A 26,601-nucleotide genomic window follows, 5' to 3' on the forward strand; every position below is an offset into this window, starting at 1 on the left:
TTGGGATTGACATCCCAGTCGGGTGTGAACCGGGATACAAGTCGAAAAAGGTAGGGAGAAAAAGAGGAAGGCCAAAGAAAAACGAGTCGTAGTAGGTTATCGCTACAAACTAATTGAAAATTCAGAATAATATGGGTGAGCGGAAGATCACGAACCTCACGGTTTCCGACAATGGCTCCAAGTTGTCAACTCTAAAGGATGAATGGGATGTCGACGCCAGCAAAGAGGAGAAAACGGGGAAATGTGGCTTGATATCTAAAGAAGGCGGCTATGAGATATGCTGGGGGGTACCGACGCTCGGCAGACATGTCTACACCGTCGACTACGACATTGAAGGCTTGGTGCTGTCTTTCCCCGACAAGGATGGATTCGGCTACTGGTTTGCCGACCTCAACGAAGAGGACCCTATCAAGGCGTTCAGCGTCAGCGTGAAAGCGCCCTTCCCCTTATCCCAAGACAACTGTCAGGTATGGGGATTCGGATACAAAGGTACCGCCAAGGTGATCAATGGCACGACAGAAGCGCGGTCCACAGGTGAGATAGACAAGATAGGACTGCTCATGTCGTTCCGCAAGGGACTGTTTGCACCATCCTTAAAAGGAGAAGGATCGTTCGCTGAACTGCAGGCAGAGGCTTTCAAAGGAAGCGACTTCGGAGGAGGCTCAGAAGGGGAACCGATGTCGTCTGGCGAGAAAATCTTAATGATTGTCGTTGGTGGGATCATCGCGGTCTTGATCCTCATAGCGTTCATATACGATTACCGCCTGAAACGAAACGCAAGAATGTTGCCCTACTATAAAGAGGTGTCACCGGCATGGACGCTGCTGACAGCAGCAAAGGTTTTGGAAGATTATGGCTGGTATAAACAGGAGAACCTTTTTGCGGCTTTGATGCTGCGACTCATCGGCAAGGGGAAACTTTCTGTCGAGGTTGGAGAGAAGCTTGACAAGAAGGGGAGAAAAGAGAAAGTGATGAAGGTGGTGCCCACAATGGTCGACAAGCCTTTTGTCCCAGCGAGATCTGACGACTATCTCTGCGACTACCTGCTCTACATTTTGGCGCAAGCCAAGGATCAAAACGGTATCATCCAGCAAGACAAACTGGAGCAATGGGCGGAGAACAACACGGAAGATATTGACGACTTTTGCCATGCCATGGACACCACCACAGTAGAAGACACCATGAGCGACAGCGAGCGTCAACACCTCTTGGGACTGAGAAACTACCTCGCCGACTTCAGCAAAACCGGTGACAGGTCCATCACGGATGTTCGTGTCTGGGACGATATCATCATCTATTCGCAACTCTTTGGTTTTACGAAGAAACTGATGAAAGAGCTTCACCAAGTATGTCCCGATTATGCCAATCTTTCAGCTTTTGGCCAGGAGGTTGACGATATCAGCATTTATTTTCTTATTTATGCCTGCAGCGACAGTGTCAACGGAATCATCAGCTCTTACACATCTGAAGCTATCGAGGCCAGTCTGAGCGGTGGGGGAGACTTCGGCGGCGGTGGCGGCGGTGGTGGGCGTTAGACTGTCCCACTTAAGAGGTTAGTTGTTTTCTCACGCAGAGCTGCGGAGATAATCGAGCCACGGAGTTATTCCTTCTGAGAATTAGAGCACGCAGAGAGCCCTTCGGCCTTTCGTGTGGCGTATCGGCCACAAGGACCGCGCCCGGCAAGACCTACTTCCCGACCATTATTGATATTTTTTGGAAAAAATATATAGATTTAGAAGGCAGTTCTTGATTAATTTCGTATCTTTGTAACAAATTATAAAACCATAACAATAATTATCTACTATTTATGAAAAAGATTATCATTATTGCGTGCCTATTATTAACTTCGGTAGGAACGTTTGCCCAGCATGCAAAAGGTTCGTTTAACATTCAACCCAAAGTGGGCCTCAATGTAGCAACAATGACAGACAATGACGGCAGCGATCCTCGCGTGGGCTTTGTCGGAGGTGCTGAGTTCGAATACCAAGCCACCGATTTGCTGTCTCTCTCTTTTGGAGCACTCTATTCCCAGCAAGGATTGAAGGCTAACAGCGATGAAATGGACGGTACTATAAAAATGGACTACATTAACGTGCCTGTTCTCTTGAATGTGTATGTTACCAAAGGATTGGCTGTGAAGGCTGGTATACAGCCGGGATTCAAGGTCAATAGTAAGGTCAAGGTCTCTGCTTCTGGTGCTTCCGCTGAGGTTGATTTAGAAAAAGCGCTTCAGGCAGGTGGAGTAGATGCCAGTGTAAAGAGTGTGGACTTCGCAATACCAATGGGTCTTTCGTACGAATACCGTAACTTCCAATTTGACGCTCGCTATAACTTAAGTGTCACCAAAGCCATAGAGGCTGAGGGTGAATCGACAAAGCACTCGGTATTCCAGTTCACTATAGGCTATAAGTTCAATTTATAACCAAGCCTTGCAGGATCGGCCAACAGCTATTGGCAGCCTGTAAGATAATGTTTGCTTGTTTGCACTTCATATTCTACAATAGGATTGTATGAAGTGCAAACGGCATTTCGTCTTTATAAGATAAAGGAAGTAGGGGACCTTACTCAGAAGAAGCTGGCCAATTGTTTTCCATTGGCGTAGTGAAGAATAGGTGGAAAGCTAATACCTAACTCAAGCTCATACAGATCTGAATATGGAAGCTTTTTTCACATTGATAGTAACGTGGCTGATTGTTTTTCTTGCCACCCGCAAGAAAGACAGTAATCGCCCTATGGACCCATATGAGAAGGAACGGATCTGGCGTTCGAACAAGAATCTCTGACTACGCATGATGCATATGTCAAACCGCATGTCATCGAATTTTACATAGCATCTGCTGGGCGCAATTGAATTTGAAACATCCTTTAGGTTGTTCATCGTCTCTGGCTACCATAGCCCACCCCAAGTAGGGTGAGTTATGGCTCAGATTAAAATTACTAATCTACTATTATTCCACGACGGTCATCTTGCCCTGCATATTGTAGAACTTACCGTCGGGTGCGGCGATGTTGGTCCACAGGGTACCCGTGTTATAGTTCTGCACATGCACTACGTTGCTCTTGGTGGAGTTAGGCTCCGACCAATAGAGCATGAACACGTTGGGAGATACTTCCACTACGGTAGGCAGCACGTTGTCGGTAACGCCCTTGTAGACTCCGTTGAGACCGAGGAATGTCATGTGGTGGGCATCCTTGAAACTGTTGCGGAAAGCAAAGGCTCCGAAGTCTACCTTGATGGCTCGGCCGATGGGTGGATAGGGGGTGAATATCTTCCACTCCTGCTCACCCTTGAAAACTTTTGCGCTGAAGACGAGGTTGTCCTTACCGGGCAACTGCGGCCAGGCTTTCTCCATAGCGGCGGTCAGTTCGTCGGCATTGTTGCTCTTGGCGGCAGCCTGACGGTAGTCGGCAAGATACTTACCAACGAAGTCGAGAACTTGCGGCTTGTAGTCGCTACTGATGAAATGTGCAGGAACGACTGTGGAGGGTTCCAGTTGCTTCATGGCGCTGATCACCTGCTGCCAACGCTCGATGCCCTTGTCGCCCTGAGTGTCTGCCATCCAAATGTGACCGCCCTCTGTGACGCTGCCACCGCCAACAATAGCCTTCAGCGAGGGAATCCAGACAAAGGGATGGGCCGAGTCGTCCTTGCTGTATTTCACCTCCAAGGCATTGCCCTCGATAGCGGGCAGGGTATCGACAACCTCAGGCACGATGAGCGTGTCGGGTGCATCGGCGCCCAACTGCTTTTTCCATACGTCGAGCTTCATGTCCTTGGAAGCCTCTATGAGATAAGCGGTCTGTGCCGTAGAGATGATCTTTGCCTCGGGAAAAGCCTTGTGGATGACGTTGAGACCGAAGTAGTAGTCTGGATCGTGATACGACACGAAGACATACTTCAGATTCTTCTTCATGTTCTTGATCTCCTTCACGACCTGCTCGGCATACTGTTTCTGAAACTGTGCGTCGATGAGCGCAGCGTCCTTCTTACCATAGACGATGGTGGAGGTCACCGGGAAGATGGCTGAGGTGCCGGGATTATAGACTTTCAGTGCCAGTCCTTTGGCCTCGCTGCTGAGAGCGATAACAGTCAGGATGACTGATAATACAATTTTCTTTAGTTGCATATACTGTTTGTTTAGAATGAATAATCAATGGTCTTATTAAGAAAGACAGTTCAATTTCTACTGATTTATTTTCGATTGCAAAATTAATATATTATCTTTGTGCAGCATTAGCAAATTAGGCCAAAGAATTCTCAATTAACGCCAAACCGGAATTCCTTACTAAAGGTCTAACCTTGCGGATAACTGAATTATACATTATATAATAATATAGGTACGCAAATGAACGAAGAGCAAGAGAGTTTTATTCGTCAGGTAGAACAAGTTGGGAAAGGAAAAGTCCTCATCAAAGTTACGGGGCGCGAGGGTGTTGACCTTGCACCACACAGCCATCATTGCATACAGGTGGTGGAGACTATTGCCGGCTCTCTGCATGTGACTGTCGGTACGCGTGAATACTTTGTGCCTGAGGGCTACACTTGCTGGATTCCCAGCGGCATGATGCATGCGTTGGCAAGTAACAACCGGAAGATAAACCTGCGTATATTCTATTTTCAGTTACCTGACGACAGAGACAAGAGCTTTGAGTCATTCAGCGTACTATATGTATGTCCTTGGGCACGGGCTAATCTAAGTTTCATTGCCAAGCGCGGCCCTGTTGTGGATGAGGGTGATGCCGCGCTTCACAATTTCTGCCTTTCTTTCTTTGAAACCTTCCACAGAGTGGAACGGCAACTGTCATTGCCCTTGCGCGGCATAGACACAGAAAGTAGTCCTGTACTCCGTAAGGCGATGGACTATATTCACAAGCATCTTGCTGACAATATCAGAGCCAGCGATGCAGCCCATGCCGTGGGTGTCTCCACACGCACCCTGAGCCGGTTGTTCAGTGAGTCGGGCACCACCCTCAGCAATTATCTTTGTTATCAGCGAATAATCCGGTCCTTGGAGTTGATAGCTGATAACACCCTGTCTATTAAGCAGATTGCATATGATACAGGTTTCAGCTCACCAGCCAACTTCAACCGGGCCTTCAAGCAGGTGATGGGACTGCCGCCTAAGGAGATGCGACTGCGACACAGAGAGAATGAGTAAGAAGCAGAAATTCTTGAAACACAGCATGTAGACAGGTGCCGACTTGAATCAGTCGTGGTTGTTGCACACTTTCTCCGTTCCATTCTTTATTGAGCAATGGAGCGAAAAGAGATTGGCAGGTCTTGGCAACATCTGTTTGTACAGATGCCTTATCAGTGGTTATCTTCTTCGTATCTTGCCACTGGTATAACGTGTGAGTCCTTAATCTCTCCGATAACGATAACGCTGTGCAAGCTCCCAACACAACTAATTTTGCATCCTGCGAGATTGGCAATAAACTCACTGAGGCTCAACAGTGGGCGAAGATCGATCTTGTAACAGAGATCGCAAAAGAGGTATGGGGATAAGTTTCTTCGCAGGGTTGAGCACCATCTACAGTGACAATGTAGCGCATAATATGCCGTTTTGTGATGCATAATCTACAATGCATATTTCTCTCGGTGCCTAATGATGGCATCCATGTTTTCCAACGACCAGTCCACCAATTGGTTGAGCAGTGGGATGAGTGTCTTTCCGCGCTTTGTCAGTTTGTATTCCACACGTGGAGGAACTTCGGGATAGACGGTCCGGGACAGAAGATCGTCTGCCTCCAGTTTACGTAACGTTGAAGTGAGCATCTTCTGTGAAACATCGGGTATAGTCTTGCAAAAGTCGCTGAAGCGCATGGTTCCTGCCTTGTCGTGCAGGGCAAGCAGCACAAGCAATGACCAGTGGTCACCGATACGAGAAAGTACATTTCTTACTGGACATTGGGGAAATAACGGGTCGACTACCTGATTTCTGATCATCTTCTTCATTTCTTATAAACGTACAAAACCGTCACAGACAAGCGGTCTTGTCCATGACGGTATAGATTGTTGATATGATTCCTTTGATTACCATTTCACCTGATCCTTCAGGATAACGCCATCGGTAGCATCTTCCTGGGTGAAAGGCGTCTCACGATACTGCACGCAGAGCACCACCATCGGCTCCGTGCCATTATTGTGAATGGTGCGTTTGCCCTCTGGTGAGACGCGCACCACACTGCCCTCCTGCAACGGAATGTTCACGCCGTCAACCTGATATTCTCCTTTGCCGCTGAGAACGAAATAGAGTTCCTCGTGGGTTTTATGCGTGTGATAGAAACCACCCTCCTGACCAGGAGCGTAAATCTGAAAAGAGAACTCTGAACCTTTCGTTCCGAGAGCCTGTCCGCCAAACACCTTGCCGGGAATTTTTATATCGCCCAAAGACAAGACATAGCTACCTAACTCGTTCAGCTTGCCGAAATCCACTGCACTGAAGTTCTTGCCTTCAGCAATTTTCTTAACCTCTTTCATAATGTTCTAATTTGATATTTACTTTTCTCTTGTTTACGGTTGCAAAGTTAGTTACTGTTTTTGATTTCTGCAAGAGGGCACTTGAAAGTAAGATACTTACCTTGAGGTAACTATTGCTGATACTGAGAATGTTACGAACTCATACATTAAGATTGTTTAGCTATTTTTGTTCTCACAGTAGCTATCCACCGAAAGGAATTCGCTTCTATATAACTAACCCTGTTATATCAACAACTTGTTATCGCCAAAGGGCGATATGGCAGCTGAATAGTTACTTGTCAAGCATTCCAACTACCTCGGCTTCACAAGTGAAATTCGCATTTTCTGACATACTATTCCCAATTTAAATTGATGGTTATAAAATAAAATAGTAACTTTGCAAGCAATCAGAAATATTATAATATCAACATAGTATGGAATTGTCTACTGGAATATACGAAAGTCTTATCTATGAGGCGCTAAAGAAAAAGTTGGACGCCCTCAATAAGAGTCAATATGCTGTCAATACGCTGAGTATCGACAGTGCGGAGGTTCCACGCTTGTTGACAAATTATATATCCAAAATCCTTTCCCGGTTACTGACTGACGACAAACTCTTTGAAGGTCTTGAAGAGCGAATAGCTTTTATCAACAAGATTCTCCACTTCATAGAAGGCGAGTGGTCGTGTGATACTGCTGATGACTTGTTGGTCGTACAAAATTACTTGCTCAGCGGGATTATTTCCAGGGCGGGTAAGAACGAGCAACAGATCAAGGCTTATAACCTACTCCGTCCGAAATCAGGATTCACCGTCAGTAACCTTTTCACAGGCAGTAATCACGACCTGTCCCTGCAGAGCGAGATCAACCTTGACATTCAGTCGGCCGACGAGATCTATTGGATTGTTGCTTTCATCAAGTTTTCGGGTGTGAGGATCTTCAAAGATGCTCTCAGTCATTTCTTGGAGCGCCCTGATGCCCGTATGCATATTATTACGACCTCTTATATGGCAGCATCAGAGCCTAAGGCCTTGCAATTTCTAAAAGAGCTCAGTCCGGAGAAGGTAGACATTCGGGTCACATACGACACAACGCTCGACCGGCTCCATGCCAAGTCGTATATCTTTCTCCGCAATAGTGGTCTCCATACCGCTTATATTGGTTCCTCCAATCTGACGAAGTCGGCCATGACAGGACTGGAATGGAATATTCGTGTGACGTCACAGGAGAACCCGCAGATCATCAAAGCCGCCTTGGCAACATTTGATACCTATTGGAACCGTCCAGACTTTGAACCCTATGACGAGGAGCGTTTCCGACGCGCTATCTATGCCGAACAGCATAAGAACGACAGTGAGCACCCCACCGTGTTGGCAAGATATATGATTCGTCCGGAACAGAAAGAGATCCTCGACAAGCTTTCTGTTGCCCGTGAGGTCCATCACAGCTTCCGTAACCTTGTCGTGGCTGCCACGGGAACAGGAAAGACGGTCATCGCAGCCTTCGACTACAAGCGGTTCCATGATGCTCATCCTGATCACCATAACCTGCTGTTTATCGTCCATCGAAAAGAGATCCTCGAACAGAGTATCCGAACGTTCCGGTCTGTGCTCAATGACCCTACTTTCGGTGAATTATGGGTGGGAGAATACCAGCCGTCGGCGACGGGCAATCTGAATCATCTCTTTATCTCTATCCAGACATTCAACAGCAATAGGGAGCTGTTCACGAGGATGAGGCATGATTTTTACGACTACATCCTTGTCGATGAGGCTCATCACAGCACGGCAAACAGTTATCGCATTCTCTTTCAGCAATTCAATCCTTCTGTTCTCCTCGGACTGACAGCTACGCCGGAGCGTGCCGACGGACAGAGCCTGCTACCTGATTTTGACAACCGGATAGCCGCAGAGATCCGTCTGCCAGAAGCCATCAACCGCATGTTGCTGTGTCCGTTCCAGTATTTCTGTATAGGCGACGACACGGCCAATCTCTTGAATGTGAGATGGACGGCAGCAGGATACGACGAAAGTGAGCTTGCCGCAAAACTCAATACGCGCAACCGTCTCAATCTCATCACCGCCACGATTCCTAAATACCTCGCTGACGAGATGAACTGTCGGGCGCTCTGCTTCTGCATCAACATCGAGCATGCACGCACTACAGCTGAAGGACTTAGGGAGGCTGGCTATCGCGCCGATACCCTCACGGGACAAGATTCCGAAGAGCGGCGCCGCCGTGTGTTGGAGCGATTTGAGACGGGGAAAATAAACTATCTCTGTGTGGTAGATATCCTCAATGAGGGTGTTGATATTCCTGAGATTGACACGGTCCTCTTTCTCCGACCGACCAAAAGTCTTACTATATTTCTTCAACAGCTCGGCCGTGGTCTTCGTTTGGCACCGGACAAGGATTGTCTTACGGTTCTCGACTTCGTGCTGCAAGCTCACCACAACTATAGCTTTGAGAGTAGGCTCCGTCCGTTGCTCTGTCCCTCCGACAAGTCCATAGCTTCTCAAATAAAAGAAGGATTTCCAATGCTTCCCCGCGGGTGCGCTATCACGATGGATAAGATCGCCCAGAAATATATCCTTGACAATATCCGTTCGGCCATTTTCAATCAGCGGCGTATCGTCAATGAGATGCAGTTGTTCCAGACGAATACTGGACGGGAATTGACGCTCAGCCATTTTTTGGAGCAGTTTGACCTTGACATCCGACAGATCTATAAGAACAATAAATGCTGGTCGCTCTATATGAAACTGGCTAACCAGGTTCGTTACGAGGAAGACAAGTATACAAACGCTTACGAGCGTAACCTCAGTAAGCTCTTGCATATCAACTCCATAGGCTATATCAGCTTCATCCAGCGGCTCATAGCGAATAATTTCATGTATGAGCATGCTGGCAAGGAGGCAAAATGGGCGTTGATGTTCTACTATGCGTTATACAATGCGCCCATTGGAAGAATGGGCTTCTCAACGATCGACGAAGGATTCCGCACTTTCGCCGCCCATCCGCTGTTCGTAGAAGAGGTAAAGGAAATGATGTCCTGGCTCAAGGAGCATGTCGACTTAGCAACGCGGCTTATAGGCAGTCTGCCCAATGATGTTCCCCTCGAACTCTATGGCTGCTATTCCCGGGAGGAACAACTTATTCTCTTCGGACGGATCACAGCCGAGAAGAACTTCAGCGCACAGAGTGGTATCTATAAGGTGGACGAAAAAACAGAACTGTTATGGGTCACCCTCAATAAAAGTGATAGGGATTTTTCGCCGAGTACACAGTATGAAGATTATGCGATCAGTGAAACTCTTTTCCAATGGCAGAGCCAGAATACTGCCAGTCACGATAATGCCGGCAGACGGTATGTAGATCAGGCGCAGACACATCAACAGTTTCTGCTTTTCGTCAGAGAACAAAAGAAGGATGCTTATGGCCTGACAGAGTCCTATTATTGTCTTGGTCCCGTCAGGTATGTCTCATCGCGTGGTGACCGTCCGATGACCATCACATGGCGTATGGAGAATGAAATTCCAGGAAAGATCCTTGAGAAGGCTGAAAAATTGAGGGTGGGGTAGTGTCGATTATGGGCAACTACCATGGCATCTGGTATCTCAGCAAGAACTTCGAGGCGATGTACACTACTTATATCTTTCTGAACAAGCACGCACGCAACCCTACTAAAAGTCTCTGAACGTTGAGGCCAAAACCGCCAAGAAAGCGATTTTTTCTTGTTCGGATTGGCTTTTTGCCCTATCAGCTGTTAGTATTCTTGTCATGCCTTACTCGTCGCCCATCATAAACCGACGGTAAGAAATATCCTCCTCGTAGCCTATCGTGAAAAATATAGCTGCCAATGCACCCGCCTGCTTTGCTGGCATACACTCTTTCAAGTTGGATGCAGTGCGGTCGCCGTCATCAAATGACAATCCGTTCAATATGTCATCTTTTGAGAGCTCTACGTCTTCGTCTTTCTTCACGTCATGCACTACAATGCCATCATTATTACAGTCAATCAACTGGTAGGCTTTGCCACCGTAACTTTTGAAATTTCTCAGGATACTGATGATTTCAACAAACGAGTCGTATATGTCCTTTGGGAGTGAATCTTGTTAGCCATAGTCAGACGGGTGTAGCGATCCATGAAGTTGTAGCCATCACCAACTATTTTCGATGTGTCGATTCCCTATCTATACGCTGAGCAGAGAGATAGACAGGCGTACAGGGCACTTCCTTTCCGGATAGAAGACTGACCAGGAGATCAACAGCCTTATTAGCAATACCTTCAGCGTCTTGCTCCACAGCCGTAATCTTCGGATAAACCATTTTACAGAGGTTTGTTCCCGAGAGACAAGCCACAAGAATGTCTTGCGGAATTCTCTTTCCCCGTTGCTGGATAATACTTTTCGCCCCCAACAACGACATCTCCGTGAAAGCATGAACGGCATCAAAAGCAACGCCGCTGTCAAGCAAGGCAAGGGCTGTCATCTCGCCGTCACGGAAACTCACACCACCTTCCACAACCAATTCTGCCCGATAGGGGATATGCCATTTGGCAAGTGCATCACGGTAGCCATTCAACCTGTCCACGGAATTGCTGATTCCCACAGGTCCACGCATATGTACAATCCGGGTACAACCCTGTCTGATAAGTTCCTCAGCGAGAAAGAAAGAGGAATTGTAGTCGTCGCTAAGGACCTGAGGGGCTCCGATGTCATCGACATGACGGTCGAACAACACCAAAGGCAGTCCCCGCGCTATCAGTGACTCATAGAAAGTTTTGTTTTTTGCTCCGTCACAGACGCTGAGCAAGATACCGTCTACATGATTGTCTATCATCATGTTCAGATTATCCAGCTCGTCCCTGGCATTTTCATTGCTCTGTGCAAAGACGACACGGTAGCCCAGCTCCTTCAGCCGAGCCTGCGCCGTCTCTATTACCTTCGGATAGAAAGACGTCTCTATTTCGGGGATAACGATGCCGATAACATGGGTACTTCTCGAGCGCAGATTGGCCGCCGAGAGATTGGGACGAAACCCCATCTCCATCGCCGTGCGCTGGACAAGGTCGCGAGTCTCTTCGCTGACATTCATGAAATCACCGTGCAATGCCCGCGAGACCGTAGACTTGGAAAGATTCAAAGCCTTAGCAATATCTGAAATGGTAACATATCTCATGATGCGCTTAAAAATAGATTGATGTTGCAAAGTTACTATATTTAATGGTTCTGCAAAACTTTTGGAAGCATTAAATGAAACAGCAGCATACTCCGCAACCGATTGCGTTTATCGCAATCGGTTGCGGGAACGGTTGTGGAAAAAGTCTGATGATTTTCTTTTTCCCCATGCATAAAAGGAGATAACTTTGCAGCAGAAACCAAAAACAAAACCAAGAAAGCAATATGAAAAACAGTTCACCATCAGGACACCTTCCTTTGCTGAGCAAGTTTGCCTATGGCATGGGAGATGTAGGTTGCAACTTCAGTTGGATGTTTGTCGGCAACTTCCTTATGATCTTCTATACCGATGCCTTTGGTATCAGCATGGGTGCCGTATCGGTACTGATGCTTATCAGTCGTTTCTGGGACGCCATCAATGATCCTGTCATCGGCGAGCTCAGCGACCGCACCCATACACGCTGGGGCCGGTTCCGCCCTTGGCTGCTGATAGCGTCTCCCTTGACTGCCTTTGTTCTGGTGTTGACCTTCTGGGCGCATCCTGAATGGAGCAATACGGCTAAAATCATCTATATGTCAGTAACCTACTGCGTCCTCGTTTTAGGATATACCTGTGTGAACATTCCTTATGGCACGCTATGTGGTGCCATGACACAGAATATCGATGAGCGAGCTCAAATCAATACCTTTCGCTCTGTCAGTGCCATGACAGCCATCGGCATCATCAATATTATCACGATCCCACTCATTCATTTCTTCGGCGGTGATGATATCAAAACCGGCTTTCTGCTTGTTGCCATCCTCTATGGCTGCATTTTCGCTGCCTGTCATATCTTCTGTTTCGCCAATACGAAAGAGGTCGTGGCAATACCCAAGAAACAGAAAATTCCTGTACGCACTCAGCTGAGTGCAGCCAGACAGAACACTCCGTATCTGCTCGCACTGGCCGGACAGCTGCTCTTCGGAATCATCAACTATGGCCGCAATGCTGACCTGGTGTATTATTTTAAATATGTAGAAGGTGATTCCAACCTTTTCTCCACCTATTCGCTCGCCATCATTATCCCCTCAATCATCGGGGCGGCAAGCTTTGTATGGGTCTTCGAGAAACTTAACAACAAGGGATGGGCAGCAGCCCTCTTTTCTTTCTGCACCGGTATAGCTACATTCATGCTCTATTTCTTCAGTCCCAACTCCTCACCATTGATGTTCTACCTCTTCGCCATACTGACCCAATTCTTCTTCTCCGGATTCAATACCGCCATCTATGCCATCATCCCCGACTGCGTGGAGTATGGCGAGTGGAAGACAGGTATCCGCAACGATGGCTTCCAATATGCTTTTGTGTCGCTCGGAAACAAGATTGGCATGGCAATAGGCACAGCATTGCTGGCATGGGCTATTGACGCCGCAGGATATGTCGCCAACACCGTGCAGAACCAGGAAGTCCTCAATATTATCCACCACTGCTTCAGCACGATTCCCGGTGTGCTATGGATCCTCACGGGATTCGTACTGCTCTTCTACAAGCTCAACCGCAAGACGTACGATAAGATTTTCAGTGAACTGCAACAGAGAAAGAATCACGAATAGATAATAACATCTAATTATTAAAACATAACACTATGGAAGGAAACATGAAAGTTGCCGTTATGCTCGGCATTGGTAAAATGGGCTTTACAACACGTCCTATTCCTCAGCCCAAAGACGATGAAGTACTCGTCAAACTTGAATACGTGGGCATCTGTGGCTCCGACATCCACTATTATGAGCACGGGGCTATCGGCGACTATGTCGTCAAGCCACCCTTTGTCCTCGGTCATGAACCCGGCGGCACTGTCGTTGAGGTGGGAAAGAATGTCCGCCATCTGAAAGTTGGTGACCGTGTGGCCTTGGAACCAGGCAAGACCTGTGGCCATTGCGAGGCCTGCCGTACCGGAAACTACAACCTCTGCAATGATGTCATTTTCTTCGCCACGCCGCCTGTCGATGGTGTCTTTCAAGAGTATGTCGCTCATGAGGCTGACCTCTGCTTCAAGCTCCCCGACAATGTCGACACGATGGAAGGCGCACTCATTGAACCCTTGGCCGTCGGCTTCCATGCTGCCAACCAGGGCGGAGCACACATCGGTCAGACGGCGGTAGTCTTCGGTGCCGGATGCATAGGATTGATGACGATGATGGCCCTCAAGGCCGAGGGCGTCGGCAGGGTATATGTCGTCGATGTCATGGACAAGCGTTTAGAGAAGGCAAGGGAGCTGGGGGCAACAGTTGTCATCAACTCCAAGAAGGAAAACGTACTGGACCGTATCAACGCGCTCACCGACGGTCGGGGGGTAGACCTCTGCATAGAGACCAGTGGACAGGAGATATGCACCCGCCAGGCTGTCGACATCTCACGCAAAGGTGCCACCATCGTCTTTGTCGGCTATCCGGCATCGGGAGAAGAGACGCTGCCCGTCAGTAAGATCCTCGACAAAGAACTGACTTTCAAGAGCGTGTTCCGCTACCGACACATCTATCCCATGGCCATTGAGGCCGTTGCCACTGGAAAGGTTAACGTGAAAGGCGTCGTCACCAATGTTTTCGACTTCGACGACATCCAAAACGCAATGGACCGCAGTGTCAACGACAAGGCTGACATCGTGAAGTCGGTAGTGAAAATTTCATAGAATGTATCGGTAATATCAAAACCAAATGGGGACCACGAGATATGCCGCGATCCCCATTTGCTATATATTAACGGCAAGTTCAACATAGAAGTGCAATCGGTGGACAGGTATAACCTAAATAATCTATACCTGAAAACAACGAGGGGCCAGGGGGTGATAAGGATTCGAAGTCCCAGTACCCAATAAGGATTCGCTTCTCCGGTATCCCTAAAAGACTCGAATTTCACGGTATCGGAAGGATCCCCCCTGTACCACCCCCTCCTCAAAAAAGACTCGAACCTTTTAATCCTACTAATTTGTTTGACTGCCTAAATTGATGATGTTCATTCTTTGCTTTCAGTGATTTTCATTATCTTTGCAAGCAAAAGCATTCATCATTTGAAACCGAGATTGAATTCATGAAGATATTAGGAAATATCATTTGGCTCGTCTTTGGAGGATTGGGCATCGCAGTGGAGTATTTCGTTTCATCACTCCTGCTGATGATCACCATCATTGGCATACCATTCGGCATTGCCACCATGCGGCTGGGTATTCTTGCACTGTGGCCTTTTGGCTCACAAATTGTTGACCAGCCGCAGGATGCTGGATGCCTGAACATGATCATGAATGTACTGTGGTTCTTCGTCGGTGGCTTCTGGATAGCCTTGACACATCTTGGCTTTGGTCTGCTCCTGAGCATCACCATCGTCGGCATTCCTTGGGGCAAGATGCACTTCCGGCTGATGCGCCTGGCACTGGCACCATTCGGGAAGGAAATAGTCAACAACGATTTCTAATATACAGAAAACATAAAACGGATAAATATGGAAAAAGAGAATTTGAAGGATATATATCTTGCCGGAGGCTGTTTTTGGGGCACCGAGCATTACCTAAAGCAGATTGATGGAGTGGTGGACACCGAGGTTGGCTTTGCCAATGGCAGAACGGAAAACCCGACTTACAAAGAGGTATGCACCGACAAGACCGGCTTTGCTGAGACCGTCCATGTCACGTACGATCCTGCGAAGGTGTCGTTGAAGTTCTTGCTTGAGATGTATTTCAAGGCTATTGACCCAACAAGCATTAACCGCCAGGGCCACGACACGGGAACTCAGTACCGCACCGGTGTCTATTACACCGACAAGGATGACGAGAAGATTATCAACGAGGTCTTTGCCGAAGAGCAGAAGCACATCAACGGAAAGATTGCCGTTGAAAACCAGCCTTTAAAGAATTTCTACAAGGCGGAGGATTACCATCAGGATTATCTCGACAAGAATCCCGACGGCTACTGTCATCTGCCGCAAAGCTTGTTCGAGTTTGCGCGCAAGGCAAAGGACACAAAGAAGTGATACTCAATGAAACTGTATCGAGATGAAGAAGAATATATTACTGACGATGTTGCTTCTGATGGCAACAATGGCTTTCGCAGCCTGCACAGGGAAGAAGGAAAATACTGTACAAAAGAGCACTGCTGCCCAGACAGACACGTTCAAGACCAAGAGCGGCAAAGAGATTGTCTTTACCGCCATCAAACATGGCAGCATCCGCATCACGTTTGACGGACGTGAGATAGAAGTGGACCCGGTGCGTGGCTTGAAGCCGACGACGGACTACAGCGCCTATCCCAAAGCTGACTACATCTTTGTGACACATGAACATTTCGACCACTGCGACACGGTGGCTGTCCGACAGTTGGAAAAGCCAACGACCATAATCATCACGAATGCGAACTGCGCCAAGATCATAGGCAAGGGCAAGGTCATGCACAATATCGACCATTTGCAGCTGTCTGATGACATCAAGGTGGATGCCGTGCCGGCGTACAACACCACTCAGGGCAAAGAGAAATATCATCCCAAAGGCAGAGACAACGGTTTCATACTGACTCTTGACGGTTTCCGTGTATATATCTCCGGCGATACCGAGGATATTCCAGAGATGCGGAACATCAAAAACATTGACGTGGCATTCCTCTCCACCAACCAGCCGTTCACCATGACCCCTGAGCAGACAGCCCGCGCCGCCAAGCTCATCAAGCCCAAGGTACTCTTCCCTTATCATTACTCCGATACTCACATTCAGAAGGTTGCCGACCTGCTCAAAGGGACCGGCATCGACGTGAGAATAAGGAATTACCAATAATATAATATCGCACCAATTATGATTGACGAAATACTGGAGAACAACCGACGCTTCGTTGCTGGGAAGGGCTACGTAAAGCATATCACCGATGGCAAGCCGTCAGGCAAGACGCTTATTGTCACGTGTATGGACACCCGTCTGAGCGTGATGCTTCCTGAGGCATTAGGCATCAAGAATGGTGAGGTGAAGATGGTTAAGGTGGCAGGCGGTGTCATCCTCGACGAATACGATGCTGTCATGCGCTCCATCATCGTGGGTATCTATGAGCTGGGCATTGAGGAGATCATGCTCATACACCATACCGATTGTGGTGCCGGAAAAATGACCGGCGAGCACATGGAGCATCTGATTCGAGAGCGGATTGACGCAGACAAGGTAGCGGAAGTGGAGCAGCATATCGACCTCCGCCAGTGGCTCAACGGCTTCGGCGACACGGAAAAGAGTGTGCGGGCGACGATGCAACGGGTGAAGAACCATCCGCTCGTTCCCGACAACATCATTGTCCGCGGTTTTATCATCGACTCCACAGCTGGTGCGCTCACCGAGATAGAAGAATAGAACCAAGAAAGTGCCACTGTTGTCAGCAATGTGTAAATATTTTAAGAATTGCTGACAATGATGGCACGATTTGTCACCAATTGTTTATAGGCATGGATATTGCATAAATGACAGTGAAGTTCGGCAGTCGGACGAGGGCAACGAAAGGAACCTGAGGACGATGGATGAACCGAGGATAAATAAAGAATTAATTGATAATTAGGAGGTTTTGACTTATGTTGTATCCAGTATTAAGAGACATGAACAATTGGCTTGACAATGATTTCGACGATATGTTGAACACAAGTTGGATGCCGCGCATGAACGTCACAGCACCTGCTATCAATGTCAAGGAAAATGATAAGGAATACGAAGTAGAGCTTGCTGCTCCTGGCACCACGAAGGATGACTTCAAGGTGAACGTCGACAAGGATGGCAATCTGACCATCAAGATGGAGCACAAGGACGAAAAGAAAGACGAGAACAAAAAGGAGCATTATCTGCGCCGTGAGTTCTCATACAGCAATTACGAGCAGGCTCTGACGCTGCCTGAGGATGTTGAGAAAGATAAGATTGAGGCAAAGGTTAATAACGGTGTGCTTCATATCACACTTCCTCGCACTCAGAAGGCTGAGAAGGAGACAAAACGCATTGAGGTCGCATAACCCCGGCGTTGCTGCTCAGTGGTATTACAGGGACTGTTCTCTTCTTGGGGAGCAGTCCCTTTTTTGTTTCTACAACATCATCTCCTATATGCCGGCATTCTCCGGCAGGGCGACTTCTTGAATAGGGAGTCGCCTTTTTGTGTCTGATCAACTATGGCTATAGGCTCACCAGATTAATGTGAATCTATTATCTTCTGATAAGCTAGCCGCTCATCACCATCAAGCAGATGGATGATGCCACAGTACTGAAATCCTGCCTTTGCCAACTCTTCCGTCCACTCTCTATGAGATCGAGAGCCACCGGCAGGTCCTCAGCTGTTGCTTTTCTGACGAATCGTTCCATTTGAGTTCTTGGTTTGTTCATCAAACTATCATTTCAACTCCAGGATGGCGCTAACGGCATTGGCTGCCAACAGCTCTACATAGAAGATGCCATCCGTCGACAAGTATGTCTTGGGGACGATCACCTCCCCGAATCTGACGGGACGCTTGTATTCTACCCTTACATGTCGGTATGCGAATCCTTCAGGCAGATACTCCATAGCAATACGGATATAGTTGGCGTTGTTCACATGGCCGTTATAGTCAATATCGTTGTGGGTTACGGCGACAGAGGCCTGCTCTTTGAAAGCAGCATTTTTGGGCAGAATGATTCGTCGCTCACCGTAGGTCATGTCCTTCTTGGGCTCAATCATCACCGTCTTGAGAACATTATCGGGTATTCTCTGCAATTTGCCGCTTATGCGGTCGACGAAGGCTCCCATTGACCAGGTCTTATAGCATACGTTGCCGTCGGAGTCATAGATGAACGTGTTGCGGAAGCCAAACATAGGCTTGACATCAAAGACCGATGTCTCCGTTCGGAGCTTTTCCTTGAACCGCGGTACTCTTACAATCTCCACCTCTCTGGAGGCGAGCAGTTGTGTCATACCGGATTCCTCAAAGAAAGTCTTCACGCCAGGTTCTGACTCTATCCACATCTCAGAGCAGTCTTGCATCATCTGAAACGCTGAAAACAATTTCAGGTTGCCGTCCTTGTCACACGTGCTTGTTGTTACAATGTTATCAATGCTATACATATCTAATTCCATTTACTTAACGGTGGTACAAAAATACAGAAATTATTTGTCGCTTGAAAGAAATATCGTATTTTTGTGGCATAGAAAGATATTTCTTCAATAGAATGAGTACAGTCGTCCCAAATGCATAGAATCTCTGGCTATCCATGATGCAGATATCTTATGGCAAGAAAGAATCCAGTCTCAAATTATTTTTGTAACGTCTTCTGTGATACCTACGTAATTTTTGATTCCTTGTAAAGATGGTTGCGGAAAGTCGCGATTGAAACGTACGAGGGTAGTATCTGGTAATTGTGCGGCCATCTGCTCGAAGGGGAAGCGGATGATGCCGGGAGTGTTGAAGCCTACGCCAAACTCAAGGAGCAGGAGCGACTTGTCGGATGCCGTTCTTCGAGTGAAGAAGGAATCTGATAGCTGACATGCTCATCAGCCATCAGATACATGATGATATTCTTCAGATTCTCCAGTCTGTCCATGGTCCTTAATTCTTTGATACTCCGTTATTTGTTTTTAAATCGCGAGCCGACGAAACCATTGCTGACTTCACCAGTCTTCAAGTTAAAATGCTTGAAGACTGGTGGGGTAGGAGTCAGGTCGTAGTAGTCCAGCTCGACAATCGGCAGACAGAAGAAAGCCATTCCTTCCCAACTGTCGTAGAGACGGGACAACACGGGATTATGGTCATAGATCCATTGCTTCACGCTATCCTCTACATCGAAGGTCACCATGCCTCTGCAACGGACTGAGATGTTGTCGGCGTATGCCAGTAATTCTACATTCGGGTTTTGCTGTAGCTCCCGCCATACTGCTTTTTCAGCAGAAGTGGCAAAGTAGAGCCTCTGGCCCTCACGTCGCATAATCTGAAAGATGCGAATTTTCGGAAGATCTCCCTTGCATGTAGCAAAGGAAATTTCGTTATGTTCGTCTAAGAATCTGAGTGCGGTCTGTAACATCGATATATTTTCTTTCATAGTTCTACTTTTATTTTGATACTGCAAAAGTACTAATTTTCGGTAATCGCTGCAAGAAGGCACCAGAAAGTGGCTTACTTACCTTTTGGTTGGAAATACGGAAATACTGGTGATAGTCGGAGGTGTAAAAGTTGTTAAATCTGTAGTCTCCGATGTTTTCACTACGGGAGCACTCACCGAAATAGCCGAATAAGACCAAGGATGTGCCATTCTTGTCAGCAAAGTGTAAATATTTTAGCATCACACTTCCTCGCACTCAGAAAGCTGAGAAGGAGACAAAACGCATTGAGGTCGCATAACCCCGGTGTTGCTATATGCCTGCATTGTCCGGCGGGCGACTTCTTAAATAGGGAGCCGCCTTTTTCGTGTCTTTCCGCAGATCTTCTACGTTTATTATTTCCCTAATTCTTCTTCCAAAAACTCACATGCATATCTTTCTTGATACCATGGTCATTGTTTGATAATATACCTTTCTCTTAACCGCTTGGGCAATTTACTAAGTACAAGCCGATAAGACTGATTAATAAGGTCCTTCACCATATCACCATCAATCTCATCGAGAAAAACATCATTCCAATGCACCTTATTTAAGTGGTAAGCCGGACGGATGCCGTCATAATGGTCGCGCAGCGTCTGTCCTTGCTCAGGCGGAAGTTTCACGGCGCAAGTCGGTTCCGGGGCATTGAGCCATATATGCAGGAAGATCTTTCCCTCAATACGAAACAACACCCAATCCGCACCATAAGCCTGATCTTCCGTTGTCCCCGGCAAGGACAACGCATATTCACGAACTTCTTCGATATTCATTGTCTGATGATGTTAATTCAACTGTGTTTTATCCTCGGAAGCATTGCCAGCCGCAAACAATCAATGATATATTCTAAATTGTCCTCGCTGACCGGCTCGTCCGTGTACTTGCGCACGGCGAAACGCTTCGTTGCTAATTATTTGAATGTCATAAACTGAAGAGTTATTCATATCAGCCTCAAAGGTACAACTTTATATCGACAAGTACGACAATTTGATAGAGAATAATTGTCGTGGAAGAAGAATTAAAGATTGTCTCATAAGTGAGAAGAACGTCCCTCAGACGTGAAATGATTGTGAGACGGACGAGGCACGATCAAATCCATATCAGCAGTCTATATCAGCTTTTCGTGCTTGTTGCATCTGTATGCCGTGAGTCAAACGGTAGGTCTTGCCGTCTTTGATGAAGCATGCGCCAGTCTGCATAAAATGAAAATGTACACCGGCATCCATGCACTGCCTGCGCACATCAAGCACCCATTCGTAACGGCAGGGGCGGGCATCTCTTCCCGACTCGCCGCCAACGGTGACGCAAGCTATGTCTTCAAGGTTGCCGTGAAAGTCTACTGGACCTAACATCGGTTCCACAATAATTTCCTTGTGAGGCAAAGGCAATGACAACAGAACAGACAGCCTTTCGTCAACACGCCGCTGATTTTCCATTGTGCAGCAGATTGTTATGCGTTCGCTTATCTCGTTCCAGAAAGCAGGCAGGCATTGAAGGATGCGCTCTGGCCGCTTGGTGACCATATAGAAGCGGAGGTCGCGGCGAAAGCGCATCATCTCCCATGCTTCTTCCCGCCATACGTCCATTTCCGGCAAGAAGAAATCAGATGAGAAGCATGTCATCACCTCTGTTCCTGATGGAATTTTCCATTCCCCTTTTCGGTCGCGGCGAAGTGGTAGGTTGAATTAGGCCGTCTTTCTGACGAGATTAGTGTCTACGCCATTCTCCTCATCGCGCGTGAATACATAGCAATGCTTGCACCCTTCGCTTTTACGGTGACAACCATGCACTAAATTCCAGACAATCATCCTTCCGTCTTATTTATTCTGATATCTCTTTAACCACCATCACACTCATTATTAACTCAGACAATTTCCTTCATAGCACTGAAGTCCATCTCCATCGGACGGATAACGGACCATGTGGAATGAATGACATGCCAGTCGTCATCCTCCTTCTTGAATACTTCAATGCAGTTGTAGTTGATGTTGATGAGATTGCTTTCACAATACAGTTGATAGGTGAGAACAGCCATATCCTTCGCTGCCTGCACGCGCTCATTGCGTACCTCATAGTGCTTGGCATACAGCCTTCCGTCAACGCGTTCTGTGGCAAGCTTTGCTATCTCGTCGTAAGTGTCCACACGATTCACGCATACCGCATCGAAATAGCAGAAGTTCTTCTTCGACCACAGATCACGATAGCCCGAACTGTCACCAGTGAACCATTTCTTCAGTGCGGCTTTCTCCATGCTGATGAGTTTCTCGGCCAATTTCTCTTCTTCCTCGTTCTTGTACCAATTGTTGTTCATCATTATTATATCCTTTGTTTTCGGTTGCAAAGTTAGGGAGAATCGGTTTCTCTACCATGAAATAAAATGGAGGAAAATGTCACTTTTCGGGACTTTTACTTGCCAGTGTCATTTTTTAGAATTATCTTTGTCCGTACAATGAAGCGGATACCTCTTTATAAGTTCTTCAAGCACAAGTATGGTCAGGAATTGTTGGTAGATGTGGTGAACTTAGACAAGATGAAGCCTGACATTCACCGCACGCCTGTCTATCGTGAGACCTTCTACAGTCTTCTGCTCATCACAAGCGGCTCAGAGGCAGTAACTATCAACAACCATGCTGCTACGGTGAGCCGTGGCCATGTGCTGACGTCCATTCCTGGGGAGATCTGGGCGATGTGCGCTGACAGCAAGTTAGAGGCGCTCAACCTCATCTTTGAAGAAGAATTCTTGCTCGACTTCTTCAGCGATACTCATTTTCTGGACCATTTCCGTTATCTGCAAGCCGACCGACCCTCACCGTTTCTTATCCTTGACGATAAGCTGAATGAACGTCTGCTCCAGCTCTACCTTGACATGCAACGTGAGATACACCGCCCCGAGCAAGATCAGCATATCCTTCGCGCCATGCTCTATGAGGCCCTCATGCTGCTCAGTCGGACTCGGTTTATGGAAGAAACCAAGAAAGAAACTGACACCAACGAGGCCGTCAATGCCAATCGATATATTGACGGTTTCCGGTCGTTGGTTGAGGAGCACTATAAAGAGGAGCATGGGGTGGTTTTCTATGCTGATCGGCTGTTCATCACCACCAACTACCTCAACAAGCTCGTGCGATCATCGTTAGGAGTGTCAACCAAGCAATATATCCTGAGCCGTATCATGCAGGAAGCATGCAATCTGCTGCGCTATACATCCTTGTCCGTACAGGATATAGCTGCCCAACTGCATTTTGAGACGGCAACCTACTTCACACGTATCTTCTACAACTACAAGAAACAGACGCCCCTGAATTACAGGAATAATGCGAAGTAATTATCATGTCTGATTTCTCAGAAGCATCAGCATGGAAGGTCAACCTCTCCTGATTTCTTGCACTGTGGCCTTTTGGCTCACATGTTGTTGATCAGCTGCAGGATGGAGAATGTCTCAGTGTGTTTATGGATATTTTTTCATGTTTGTTGGGTTATTGTGTTATTGCAAAGATACGCTTTTTCTTATTATAAATAGGCTTTCTTCTTGCGTTTTTGCTTTTTTTTCTTTACTTTTGTATCATTGAAACACTAAATTGATATTTCTGCGATGAAACCGTTCTATACTATTGTGGTCTTTGTGACCCTGTTGAGTTGCTCCGTGTGGGCAGGCATGCATAGCTATCGTTGTGCCGAAGAGGAGATGGTAGCAGATATGAACCAGGCTTTGACCCAGACCTTGCGCCATAAGCAAGAGGCGTGGATCACTCCCGACACCATCCGCGACTATCGCAGCAATCTGCGGCTGGAGGTGCTCCGTCGCCATTCCTTGGTGTGCTATGCCGAGGATGTGGACCCGAAGACGGTTGCCAGCAGCAAGATGACATGGGGCCGTGGAGTGTTTCGCGTAGCCTTCCGGGGCTATGCCAACTGTTCAGTGGCTTCGGTGCTGTCCCTCTCTGACCAGCGTATGCCACTGTCGCTGTTCGCCTTGTCGCTGCTTTGGCTGGCAGGCTCACTGATGTGGACGCGTCGTCGGGTCGTAGCGATTGCCGGAGGCTTTGGCGGCCTGCGCCTTGATGAAGCCGCACAGACATTCTATGATGAGCATCAGGAGTCTGTCCACTTCACCGCCATGCAACGCCAGTTGATGCTGATGTTCTTTGCCGATGAGCATCACAGCTTGCGCAAGGAGGACATCTGCCAGGCGCTTTGGCCGAAAAAACCCGATGCCAGCGACACGCTCTACACGCTCATCCGACGGCTGAAACCCGTACTCGACAAGAACAGCAACCTCACCATTACGACAGAAAGAGGCGGTAAATATCAATTGTCAGACAGATGTCAGTCTCATTCTTAGGCGTTTAGCCATTTGTTTCCTATCTTTGCAACAAAAACAAACAGCAAAGATATGAAGCAGATTTTCTTTCTCCTTATGCTTGCGTTTGGCGCGGTGACAGTGGGCTATGCACAGATTCACGGCAGCGCCAAGCCTTCCTCTTCTTTACTCGCAGACACGGCGGTAGTGCTCAAAGACGTTACCGTGGAGGCGGCGCGCGTAACTTTCCGTCCTGACGGACGTCATATTATCCCGTCGGTGGCTCAGCGCGCGAGTGCCACCAATGGCTATACCCTTCTCCATCTTCTCAGCCTCCCTCAACTTCAGGTGGATGCCGTACGCCACACCATTGCCGACCGTCTCAACCGTGGTGAGGTACAACTACGCATCAACGGTGCCCTCGCGTCAAAGTCCGACCTGACAGCACTCGACCCTAAGCGCGTCACCTCCATTGACTATATCGACAATCCCGGCGTGCGCTATGGTCAGGACATTGCCTTCGTCATCGATATCCACACACGGCGTAGTGACGCAGGATACGAGCTCGGCACCGACCTTACGCAGGCACTGGCCCGCTATAGCGACGACATGGTCTATGCAAAGGTCAACAGAGGTAAATCGGAATGGGCACTGACTTATAACTTCTTCTATAAGGACAACCGTAACGAGAAAGCACGCACCCTCACCGATTACCTGCTCACCGACGGCACGCACGACATCGTCTCGCGTGTGGACAAGCAGCATCGGAGCAGAGCGGCTGGCAATACGGTCGCACTGAAATACAATCGGGCTGACACGCTCGGCAATGTCTTGCAGGCAAAGCTGACTGCTGACTTCAATCATTGTCCGGGTAATGATGTGCTCATCGATGTCAATGGCACGGATGTGAAGAACTTCTCCCGCGACCGCTCGTTCTCTCCTGTTCTCGACCTCTATCTTGTCAGAAAGCTGGGCCGTCACCAGAGCATCACGGCCAATGTGGTGGGCACGCACATCCACACACGTTCCTATAACTATATGGATGAGGGTGGCCCTTACGCCTACCATGTCAAGGGCAACACGTCGTCACTCATCGGGGAAGCCATCTATGAGAACCGGCTCAAGCCCTTCACGCTGTCCTTGGGTGCCAACTACCAACTTAAATACACGCGCAACAGCTACACTGATGATGTTGATGCCATTAACCGACTCCATAATCAGTATGTCTATGGCTTTGCCCAACTCAAGGGATATCTTGGCGCACTGACCTATGTGGCCGGTCTTGGAGTGAGCAACCAACGCTATACCCAGGGTGAGGCGCACTACAATTTCAATCTCTTCCGACCCCAGGCCACGTTAGCCTATAACTTCGGTCATGGACTGAGTTTGAGCTATGACTTTAAGCAGTATGGCTTTTTCAGCCGCATCGCGATGATCGGTGATGCGGCCATCCGCACCAACGGACGTGAGTGGACGATGGGGTCTCCCAACCTCAAGCCCAACCGCTGCGACGAACATACGTTGCGTTTCAACTATTCCTCACCACGATGGAACAACACGCTGGAGGCTGACTATCGCGACCATTCCCATTGCAACATGGCTGCGTATTTCCGTACTGATGACAACCGGTTTGTCTACACCCAACGCAATCAGCGGGGCATCAAGATGCTCTACTTTATCGACAACTTCTCCTACACCATTGTTCCCGACCGTCTTGTGGCCAATGTCAACGGAGGCTTCTTCCGCTACTTTAACTTTGGCGACGACTACACCCATCTTCATAACTTCTGGATGGTGGGCGGAAGCCTGGAAGCTTATCTCGGACGTTGGACGCTCACGGCACAAGGCGACAATGGCTACCGCTTTCTCGAAGGCGAGAACCTTGGATGGAACTACGGCATACCGGCCCTGCAATGCAGCTATCAGGCCGGCCCCTGCTCCGTGTCCTTGACGTGGGACCATTGTTTCATGGCCAATCCCAAGGCGATGTCTTCCCACCTGCTCAACCGCTTAATGCACAAGGACTATGAGCTCCGCAGCAAGACCATTGGCAATTTCGTCTCTCTCAACTTCACGTGGAAGCTCAGTCATGGCAGGAGATACAAGGAAGCACAGCGCAAACTCAACAATAAAGACACGCAGACGGGGATCATCGGCAGAAATTGAGGAATAGGGTAGCTTTACTCTTTTTTATCTTTTTACCGTTCAACGATTGGCAAGACCAAGGGAAAAATTAAATTTCCTCACTCCAGATGAAGTTGTTTACAAAAAGACTTTGTAAATTTGCACTTGCTAATTGACTCCGCCGTTCTTTTAAAATATATTATTATGCAAATGGTCCGTTGGATTTTCGAAAAAATGCTCTTTTTTGAGTTTTATGGATATGAAAAGAATTCAAGAGAGATAGATGTTAGTAGAATGTATTTAATGATATGGGTAATATCCTTTTCCTCAAATCCGCAACTACGCGCCTAATATGATACAGAAGCGAAAATAATCTGCATCGTTAGTAAAAAGGGGGCACAGTGCATCGAATGTCACCATAAAGACATATAAATGCCCCTTACCCCACCATG

General features: G+C 47.8%; 24 protein-coding genes and 2 pseudogenes. 14 read left to right on the forward strand and 12 right to left on the reverse strand.

Translation table 11 applies throughout. The features are described 5' to 3' along the window. Positions 1 to 113 precede the first annotated feature (113 nt). Positions 114 to 1,535 (forward strand): DUF2207 domain-containing protein, encoded by a 1,422-nt coding sequence (locus tag FYJ73_RS13210; RefSeq protein ID WP_154535197.1) that lies wholly within the window; start codon positions 114 to 116, stop codon positions 1,533 to 1,535. 272 nt (positions 1,536 to 1,807) lie between these two features. After that, on the forward strand, positions 1,808 to 2,422 hold the full coding sequence (locus FYJ73_RS13215; protein ID WP_154535198.1) for a porin family protein: 615 nt from the start codon (positions 1,808 to 1,810) through the stop codon (positions 2,420 to 2,422). Between the two features lie 526 nt (positions 2,423 to 2,948). Here FYJ73_RS13215 and FYJ73_RS13220 read toward each other — a convergent pair. Next, the gene (locus tag FYJ73_RS13220; RefSeq protein ID WP_154535199.1) at positions 2,949 to 4,127 is read right to left on the reverse strand and encodes an MBL fold metallo-hydrolase; all 1,179 of its coding nucleotides are present in this window, start codon (positions 4,125 to 4,127) and stop codon (positions 2,949 to 2,951) included. Between the two features lie 219 nt (positions 4,128 to 4,346). On the opposite strand from FYJ73_RS13220, the gene FYJ73_RS13225 reads away from it, so the two are divergent. Beyond that, a complete protein-coding gene (locus FYJ73_RS13225) occupies positions 4,347 to 5,159 on the forward strand; it encodes an AraC family transcriptional regulator (protein WP_154535200.1) in 813 nt (270 codons plus the stop codon). Between the two features lie 419 nt (positions 5,160 to 5,578). On the opposite strand, the gene FYJ73_RS13235 is transcribed toward FYJ73_RS13225, so the two are convergent. Next, positions 5,579 to 5,947, reverse strand: coding sequence for a winged helix-turn-helix transcriptional regulator (locus FYJ73_RS13235; RefSeq protein ID WP_154535218.1), 369 nt, complete (start codon positions 5,945 to 5,947; stop codon positions 5,579 to 5,581). A gap of 87 nt (positions 5,948 to 6,034) precedes the next feature. Then, positions 6,035 to 6,481, reverse strand: a complete 447-nt coding sequence (locus FYJ73_RS13240; RefSeq protein ID WP_154535201.1) for a cupin domain-containing protein — start codon at positions 6,479 to 6,481, stop codon at positions 6,035 to 6,037. Positions 6,482 to 6,951: 470 nt separating this feature from the next. On the opposite strand from FYJ73_RS13240, the gene FYJ73_RS13245 reads away from it, so the two are divergent. Further along, entirely contained in the window at positions 6,952 to 10,041 is a 3,090-nt protein-coding gene (locus FYJ73_RS13245) for a DUF3427 domain-containing protein (RefSeq protein WP_206081781.1), read from the forward strand. Positions 10,042 to 10,245: 204 nt separating this feature from the next. On the opposite strand, the gene FYJ73_RS13250 is transcribed toward FYJ73_RS13245, so the two are convergent. Beyond that, on the reverse strand, positions 10,246 to 10,482 hold the full coding sequence (locus tag FYJ73_RS13250) for a hypothetical protein (RefSeq protein WP_154535203.1): 237 nt from the start codon (positions 10,480 to 10,482) through the stop codon (positions 10,246 to 10,248). A gap of 145 nt (positions 10,483 to 10,627) precedes the next feature. After that, positions 10,628 to 11,641 carry a LacI family DNA-binding transcriptional regulator gene (locus FYJ73_RS13255; RefSeq protein WP_154535204.1) on the reverse strand — a complete coding sequence of 338 codons (1,014 nt, stop codon included), beginning with the start codon at positions 11,639 to 11,641 and terminating at the stop codon, positions 10,628 to 10,630. Between the two features lie 224 nt (positions 11,642 to 11,865). Here FYJ73_RS13255 and FYJ73_RS13260 point away from each other — a divergent pair, with 224 nt between their 5' ends. The 7 genes and pseudogenes from FYJ73_RS13260 (at position 11,866) to FYJ73_RS13290 (ending at position 17,641) form a co-directional block, all read left to right on the forward strand. Continuing rightward, positions 11,866 to 13,233: an MFS transporter gene (locus tag FYJ73_RS13260; RefSeq protein WP_154535205.1), complete on the forward strand. Its 1,368-nt coding sequence runs from the start codon at positions 11,866 to 11,868 to the stop codon at positions 13,231 to 13,233. 32 nt (positions 13,234 to 13,265) lie between these two features. Then, positions 13,266 to 14,312, forward strand: a complete 1,047-nt coding sequence (locus tag FYJ73_RS13265) for an NAD(P)-dependent alcohol dehydrogenase (RefSeq protein WP_154535206.1) — start codon at positions 13,266 to 13,268, stop codon at positions 14,310 to 14,312. Between the two features lie 398 nt (positions 14,313 to 14,710). Then, positions 14,711 to 15,091 (forward strand): YccF domain-containing protein, encoded by a 381-nt coding sequence (locus FYJ73_RS13270; protein ID WP_154535207.1) that lies wholly within the window; start codon positions 14,711 to 14,713, stop codon positions 15,089 to 15,091. Between the two features lie 42 nt (positions 15,092 to 15,133). After that, positions 15,134 to 15,646: pseudogene (gene msrA, locus FYJ73_RS13275) on the forward strand (peptide-methionine (S)-S-oxide reductase MsrA); the annotation flags it as partial. A gap of 22 nt (positions 15,647 to 15,668) precedes the next feature. Further along, positions 15,669 to 16,439: an MBL fold metallo-hydrolase gene (locus FYJ73_RS13280; protein WP_154535209.1), complete on the forward strand. Its 771-nt coding sequence runs from the start codon at positions 15,669 to 15,671 to the stop codon at positions 16,437 to 16,439. Between the two features lie 18 nt (positions 16,440 to 16,457). Beyond that, on the forward strand, positions 16,458 to 16,997 hold the full coding sequence (locus FYJ73_RS13285) for a beta-class carbonic anhydrase (RefSeq protein WP_154535210.1): 540 nt from the start codon (positions 16,458 to 16,460) through the stop codon (positions 16,995 to 16,997). A gap of 215 nt (positions 16,998 to 17,212) precedes the next feature. Continuing rightward, positions 17,213 to 17,641: an Hsp20/alpha crystallin family protein gene (locus tag FYJ73_RS13290; protein WP_081657713.1), complete on the forward strand. Its 429-nt coding sequence runs from the start codon at positions 17,213 to 17,215 to the stop codon at positions 17,639 to 17,641. A gap of 202 nt (positions 17,642 to 17,843) precedes the next feature. Here FYJ73_RS13290 and FYJ73_RS13295 read toward each other — a convergent pair whose 3' ends face one another. The 7 genes and pseudogenes from FYJ73_RS13295 to FYJ73_RS13320 all read right to left on the reverse strand — a co-directional run bounded on the left by FYJ73_RS13295 (position 17,844) and on the right by FYJ73_RS13320 (position 22,039). Then, positions 17,844 to 17,984, reverse strand: a complete 141-nt coding sequence (locus tag FYJ73_RS13295) for a hypothetical protein (protein ID WP_154535211.1) — start codon at positions 17,982 to 17,984, stop codon at positions 17,844 to 17,846. A 28-nt stretch (positions 17,985 to 18,012) separates the two neighbouring features. Continuing rightward, positions 18,013 to 18,720 (reverse strand): acyl-[acyl-carrier-protein] thioesterase, encoded by a 708-nt coding sequence (locus FYJ73_RS13300; protein WP_206081782.1) that lies wholly within the window; start codon positions 18,718 to 18,720, stop codon positions 18,013 to 18,015. Between the two features lie 344 nt (positions 18,721 to 19,064). Beyond that, entirely contained in the window at positions 19,065 to 19,196 is a 132-nt protein-coding gene (locus FYJ73_RS16170; RefSeq protein WP_262885127.1) for a hypothetical protein, read from the reverse strand. A 24-nt stretch (positions 19,197 to 19,220) separates the two neighbouring features. Next, positions 19,221 to 19,691, reverse strand: coding sequence for a pyridoxamine 5'-phosphate oxidase family protein (locus FYJ73_RS13305; RefSeq protein ID WP_336509613.1), 471 nt, complete (start codon positions 19,689 to 19,691; stop codon positions 19,221 to 19,223). A gap of 450 nt (positions 19,692 to 20,141) precedes the next feature. After that, positions 20,142 to 20,498 (reverse strand): MmcQ/YjbR family DNA-binding protein, encoded by a 357-nt coding sequence (locus FYJ73_RS13310; protein ID WP_154535214.1) that lies wholly within the window; start codon positions 20,496 to 20,498, stop codon positions 20,142 to 20,144. 327 nt (positions 20,499 to 20,825) lie between these two features. Continuing rightward, positions 20,826 to 21,533 (reverse strand): annotated as a pseudogene (locus FYJ73_RS13315) (DUF5131 family protein). Between the two features lie 56 nt (positions 21,534 to 21,589). After that, positions 21,590 to 22,039 (reverse strand): nuclear transport factor 2 family protein, encoded by a 450-nt coding sequence (locus FYJ73_RS13320; protein ID WP_206081783.1) that lies wholly within the window; start codon positions 22,037 to 22,039, stop codon positions 21,590 to 21,592. A 135-nt stretch (positions 22,040 to 22,174) separates the two neighbouring features. On the opposite strand from FYJ73_RS13320, the gene FYJ73_RS13325 reads away from it, so the two are divergent. The 3 genes from FYJ73_RS13325 to FYJ73_RS13335 all read left to right on the forward strand — a co-directional run bounded on the left by FYJ73_RS13325 (position 22,175) and on the right by FYJ73_RS13335 (position 26,191). Further along, complete coding sequence (locus FYJ73_RS13325) at positions 22,175 to 23,050, forward strand: helix-turn-helix domain-containing protein (RefSeq protein WP_206081784.1); 876 nt, start codon at positions 22,175 to 22,177, stop codon at positions 23,048 to 23,050. Positions 23,051 to 23,317: 267 nt separating this feature from the next. After that, positions 23,318 to 24,067: a winged helix-turn-helix domain-containing protein gene (locus FYJ73_RS13330; RefSeq protein ID WP_154535216.1), complete on the forward strand. Its 750-nt coding sequence runs from the start codon at positions 23,318 to 23,320 to the stop codon at positions 24,065 to 24,067. A gap of 51 nt (positions 24,068 to 24,118) precedes the next feature. Further along, positions 24,119 to 26,191: a TonB-dependent receptor gene (locus tag FYJ73_RS13335; RefSeq protein ID WP_154535217.1), complete on the forward strand. Its 2,073-nt coding sequence runs from the start codon at positions 24,119 to 24,121 to the stop codon at positions 26,189 to 26,191. Positions 26,192 to 26,601: the final 410 nt, after the last annotated feature.

The sequence above is a fragment of the Hallella mizrahii genome (assembly GCF_009695775.1).
Classification (GTDB): Bacteria; Bacteroidota; Bacteroidia; order Bacteroidales; family Bacteroidaceae; genus Prevotella; species Prevotella mizrahii.

What these genes read in the sequence shown, in the direction of transcription:
- FYJ73_RS13215 (WP_154535198.1), top strand. Translation starts at nt 1,808, where the DNA reads ATGAAAAAGATTATCATTATTGCGTGCCTATTATTAACTTCGGTAGGA.
- FYJ73_RS13220 (WP_154535199.1), bottom strand. Translation starts at nt 4,127, where the DNA reads ATGCAACTAAAGAAAATTGTATTATCAGTCATCCTGACTGTTATCGCT.
- FYJ73_RS13225 (WP_154535200.1), top strand. Translation starts at nt 4,347, where the DNA reads ATGAACGAAGAGCAAGAGAGTTTTATTCGTCAGGTAGAACAAGTTGGG.
- FYJ73_RS13235 (WP_154535218.1), bottom strand. Translation starts at nt 5,947, where the DNA reads ATGATCAGAAATCAGGTAGTCGACCCGTTATTTCCCCAATGTCCAGTA.
- FYJ73_RS13240 (WP_154535201.1), bottom strand. Translation starts at nt 6,481, where the DNA reads ATGAAAGAGGTTAAGAAAATTGCTGAAGGCAAGAACTTCAGTGCAGTG.
- FYJ73_RS13255 (WP_154535204.1), bottom strand. Translation starts at nt 11,641, where the DNA reads ATGAGATATGTTACCATTTCAGATATTGCTAAGGCTTTGAATCTTTCC.
- FYJ73_RS13260 (WP_154535205.1), top strand. Translation starts at nt 11,866, where the DNA reads ATGAAAAACAGTTCACCATCAGGACACCTTCCTTTGCTGAGCAAGTTT.
- FYJ73_RS13265 (WP_154535206.1), top strand. Translation starts at nt 13,266, where the DNA reads ATGGAAGGAAACATGAAAGTTGCCGTTATGCTCGGCATTGGTAAAATG.
- FYJ73_RS13270 (WP_154535207.1), top strand. Translation starts at nt 14,711, where the DNA reads ATGAAGATATTAGGAAATATCATTTGGCTCGTCTTTGGAGGATTGGGC.
- FYJ73_RS13280 (WP_154535209.1), top strand. Translation starts at nt 15,669, where the DNA reads ATGAAGAAGAATATATTACTGACGATGTTGCTTCTGATGGCAACAATG.
- FYJ73_RS13285 (WP_154535210.1), top strand. Translation starts at nt 16,458, where the DNA reads ATGATTGACGAAATACTGGAGAACAACCGACGCTTCGTTGCTGGGAAG.
- FYJ73_RS13290 (WP_081657713.1), top strand. Translation starts at nt 17,213, where the DNA reads ATGTTGTATCCAGTATTAAGAGACATGAACAATTGGCTTGACAATGAT.
- FYJ73_RS13295 (WP_154535211.1), bottom strand. Translation starts at nt 17,984, where the DNA reads ATGGAACGATTCGTCAGAAAAGCAACAGCTGAGGACCTGCCGGTGGCT.
- FYJ73_RS13300 (WP_206081782.1), bottom strand. Translation starts at nt 18,720, where the DNA reads ATGTATAGCATTGATAACATTGTAACAACAAGCACGTGTGACAAGGAC.
- FYJ73_RS16170 (WP_262885127.1), bottom strand. Translation starts at nt 19,196, where the DNA reads ATGGACAGACTGGAGAATCTGAAGAATATCATCATGTATCTGATGGCT.
- FYJ73_RS13305 (WP_336509613.1), bottom strand. Translation starts at nt 19,691, where the DNA reads ATGAAAGAAAATATATCGATGTTACAGACCGCACTCAGATTCTTAGAC.
- FYJ73_RS13310 (WP_154535214.1), bottom strand. Translation starts at nt 20,498, where the DNA reads ATGAATATCGAAGAAGTTCGTGAATATGCGTTGTCCTTGCCGGGGACA.
- FYJ73_RS13320 (WP_206081783.1), bottom strand. Translation starts at nt 22,039, where the DNA reads ATGATGAACAACAATTGGTACAAGAACGAGGAAGAAGAGAAATTGGCC.
- FYJ73_RS13325 (WP_206081784.1), top strand. Translation starts at nt 22,175, where the DNA reads ATGAAGCGGATACCTCTTTATAAGTTCTTCAAGCACAAGTATGGTCAG.
- FYJ73_RS13330 (WP_154535216.1), top strand. Translation starts at nt 23,318, where the DNA reads ATGAAACCGTTCTATACTATTGTGGTCTTTGTGACCCTGTTGAGTTGC.
- FYJ73_RS13335 (WP_154535217.1), top strand. Translation starts at nt 24,119, where the DNA reads ATGAAGCAGATTTTCTTTCTCCTTATGCTTGCGTTTGGCGCGGTGACA.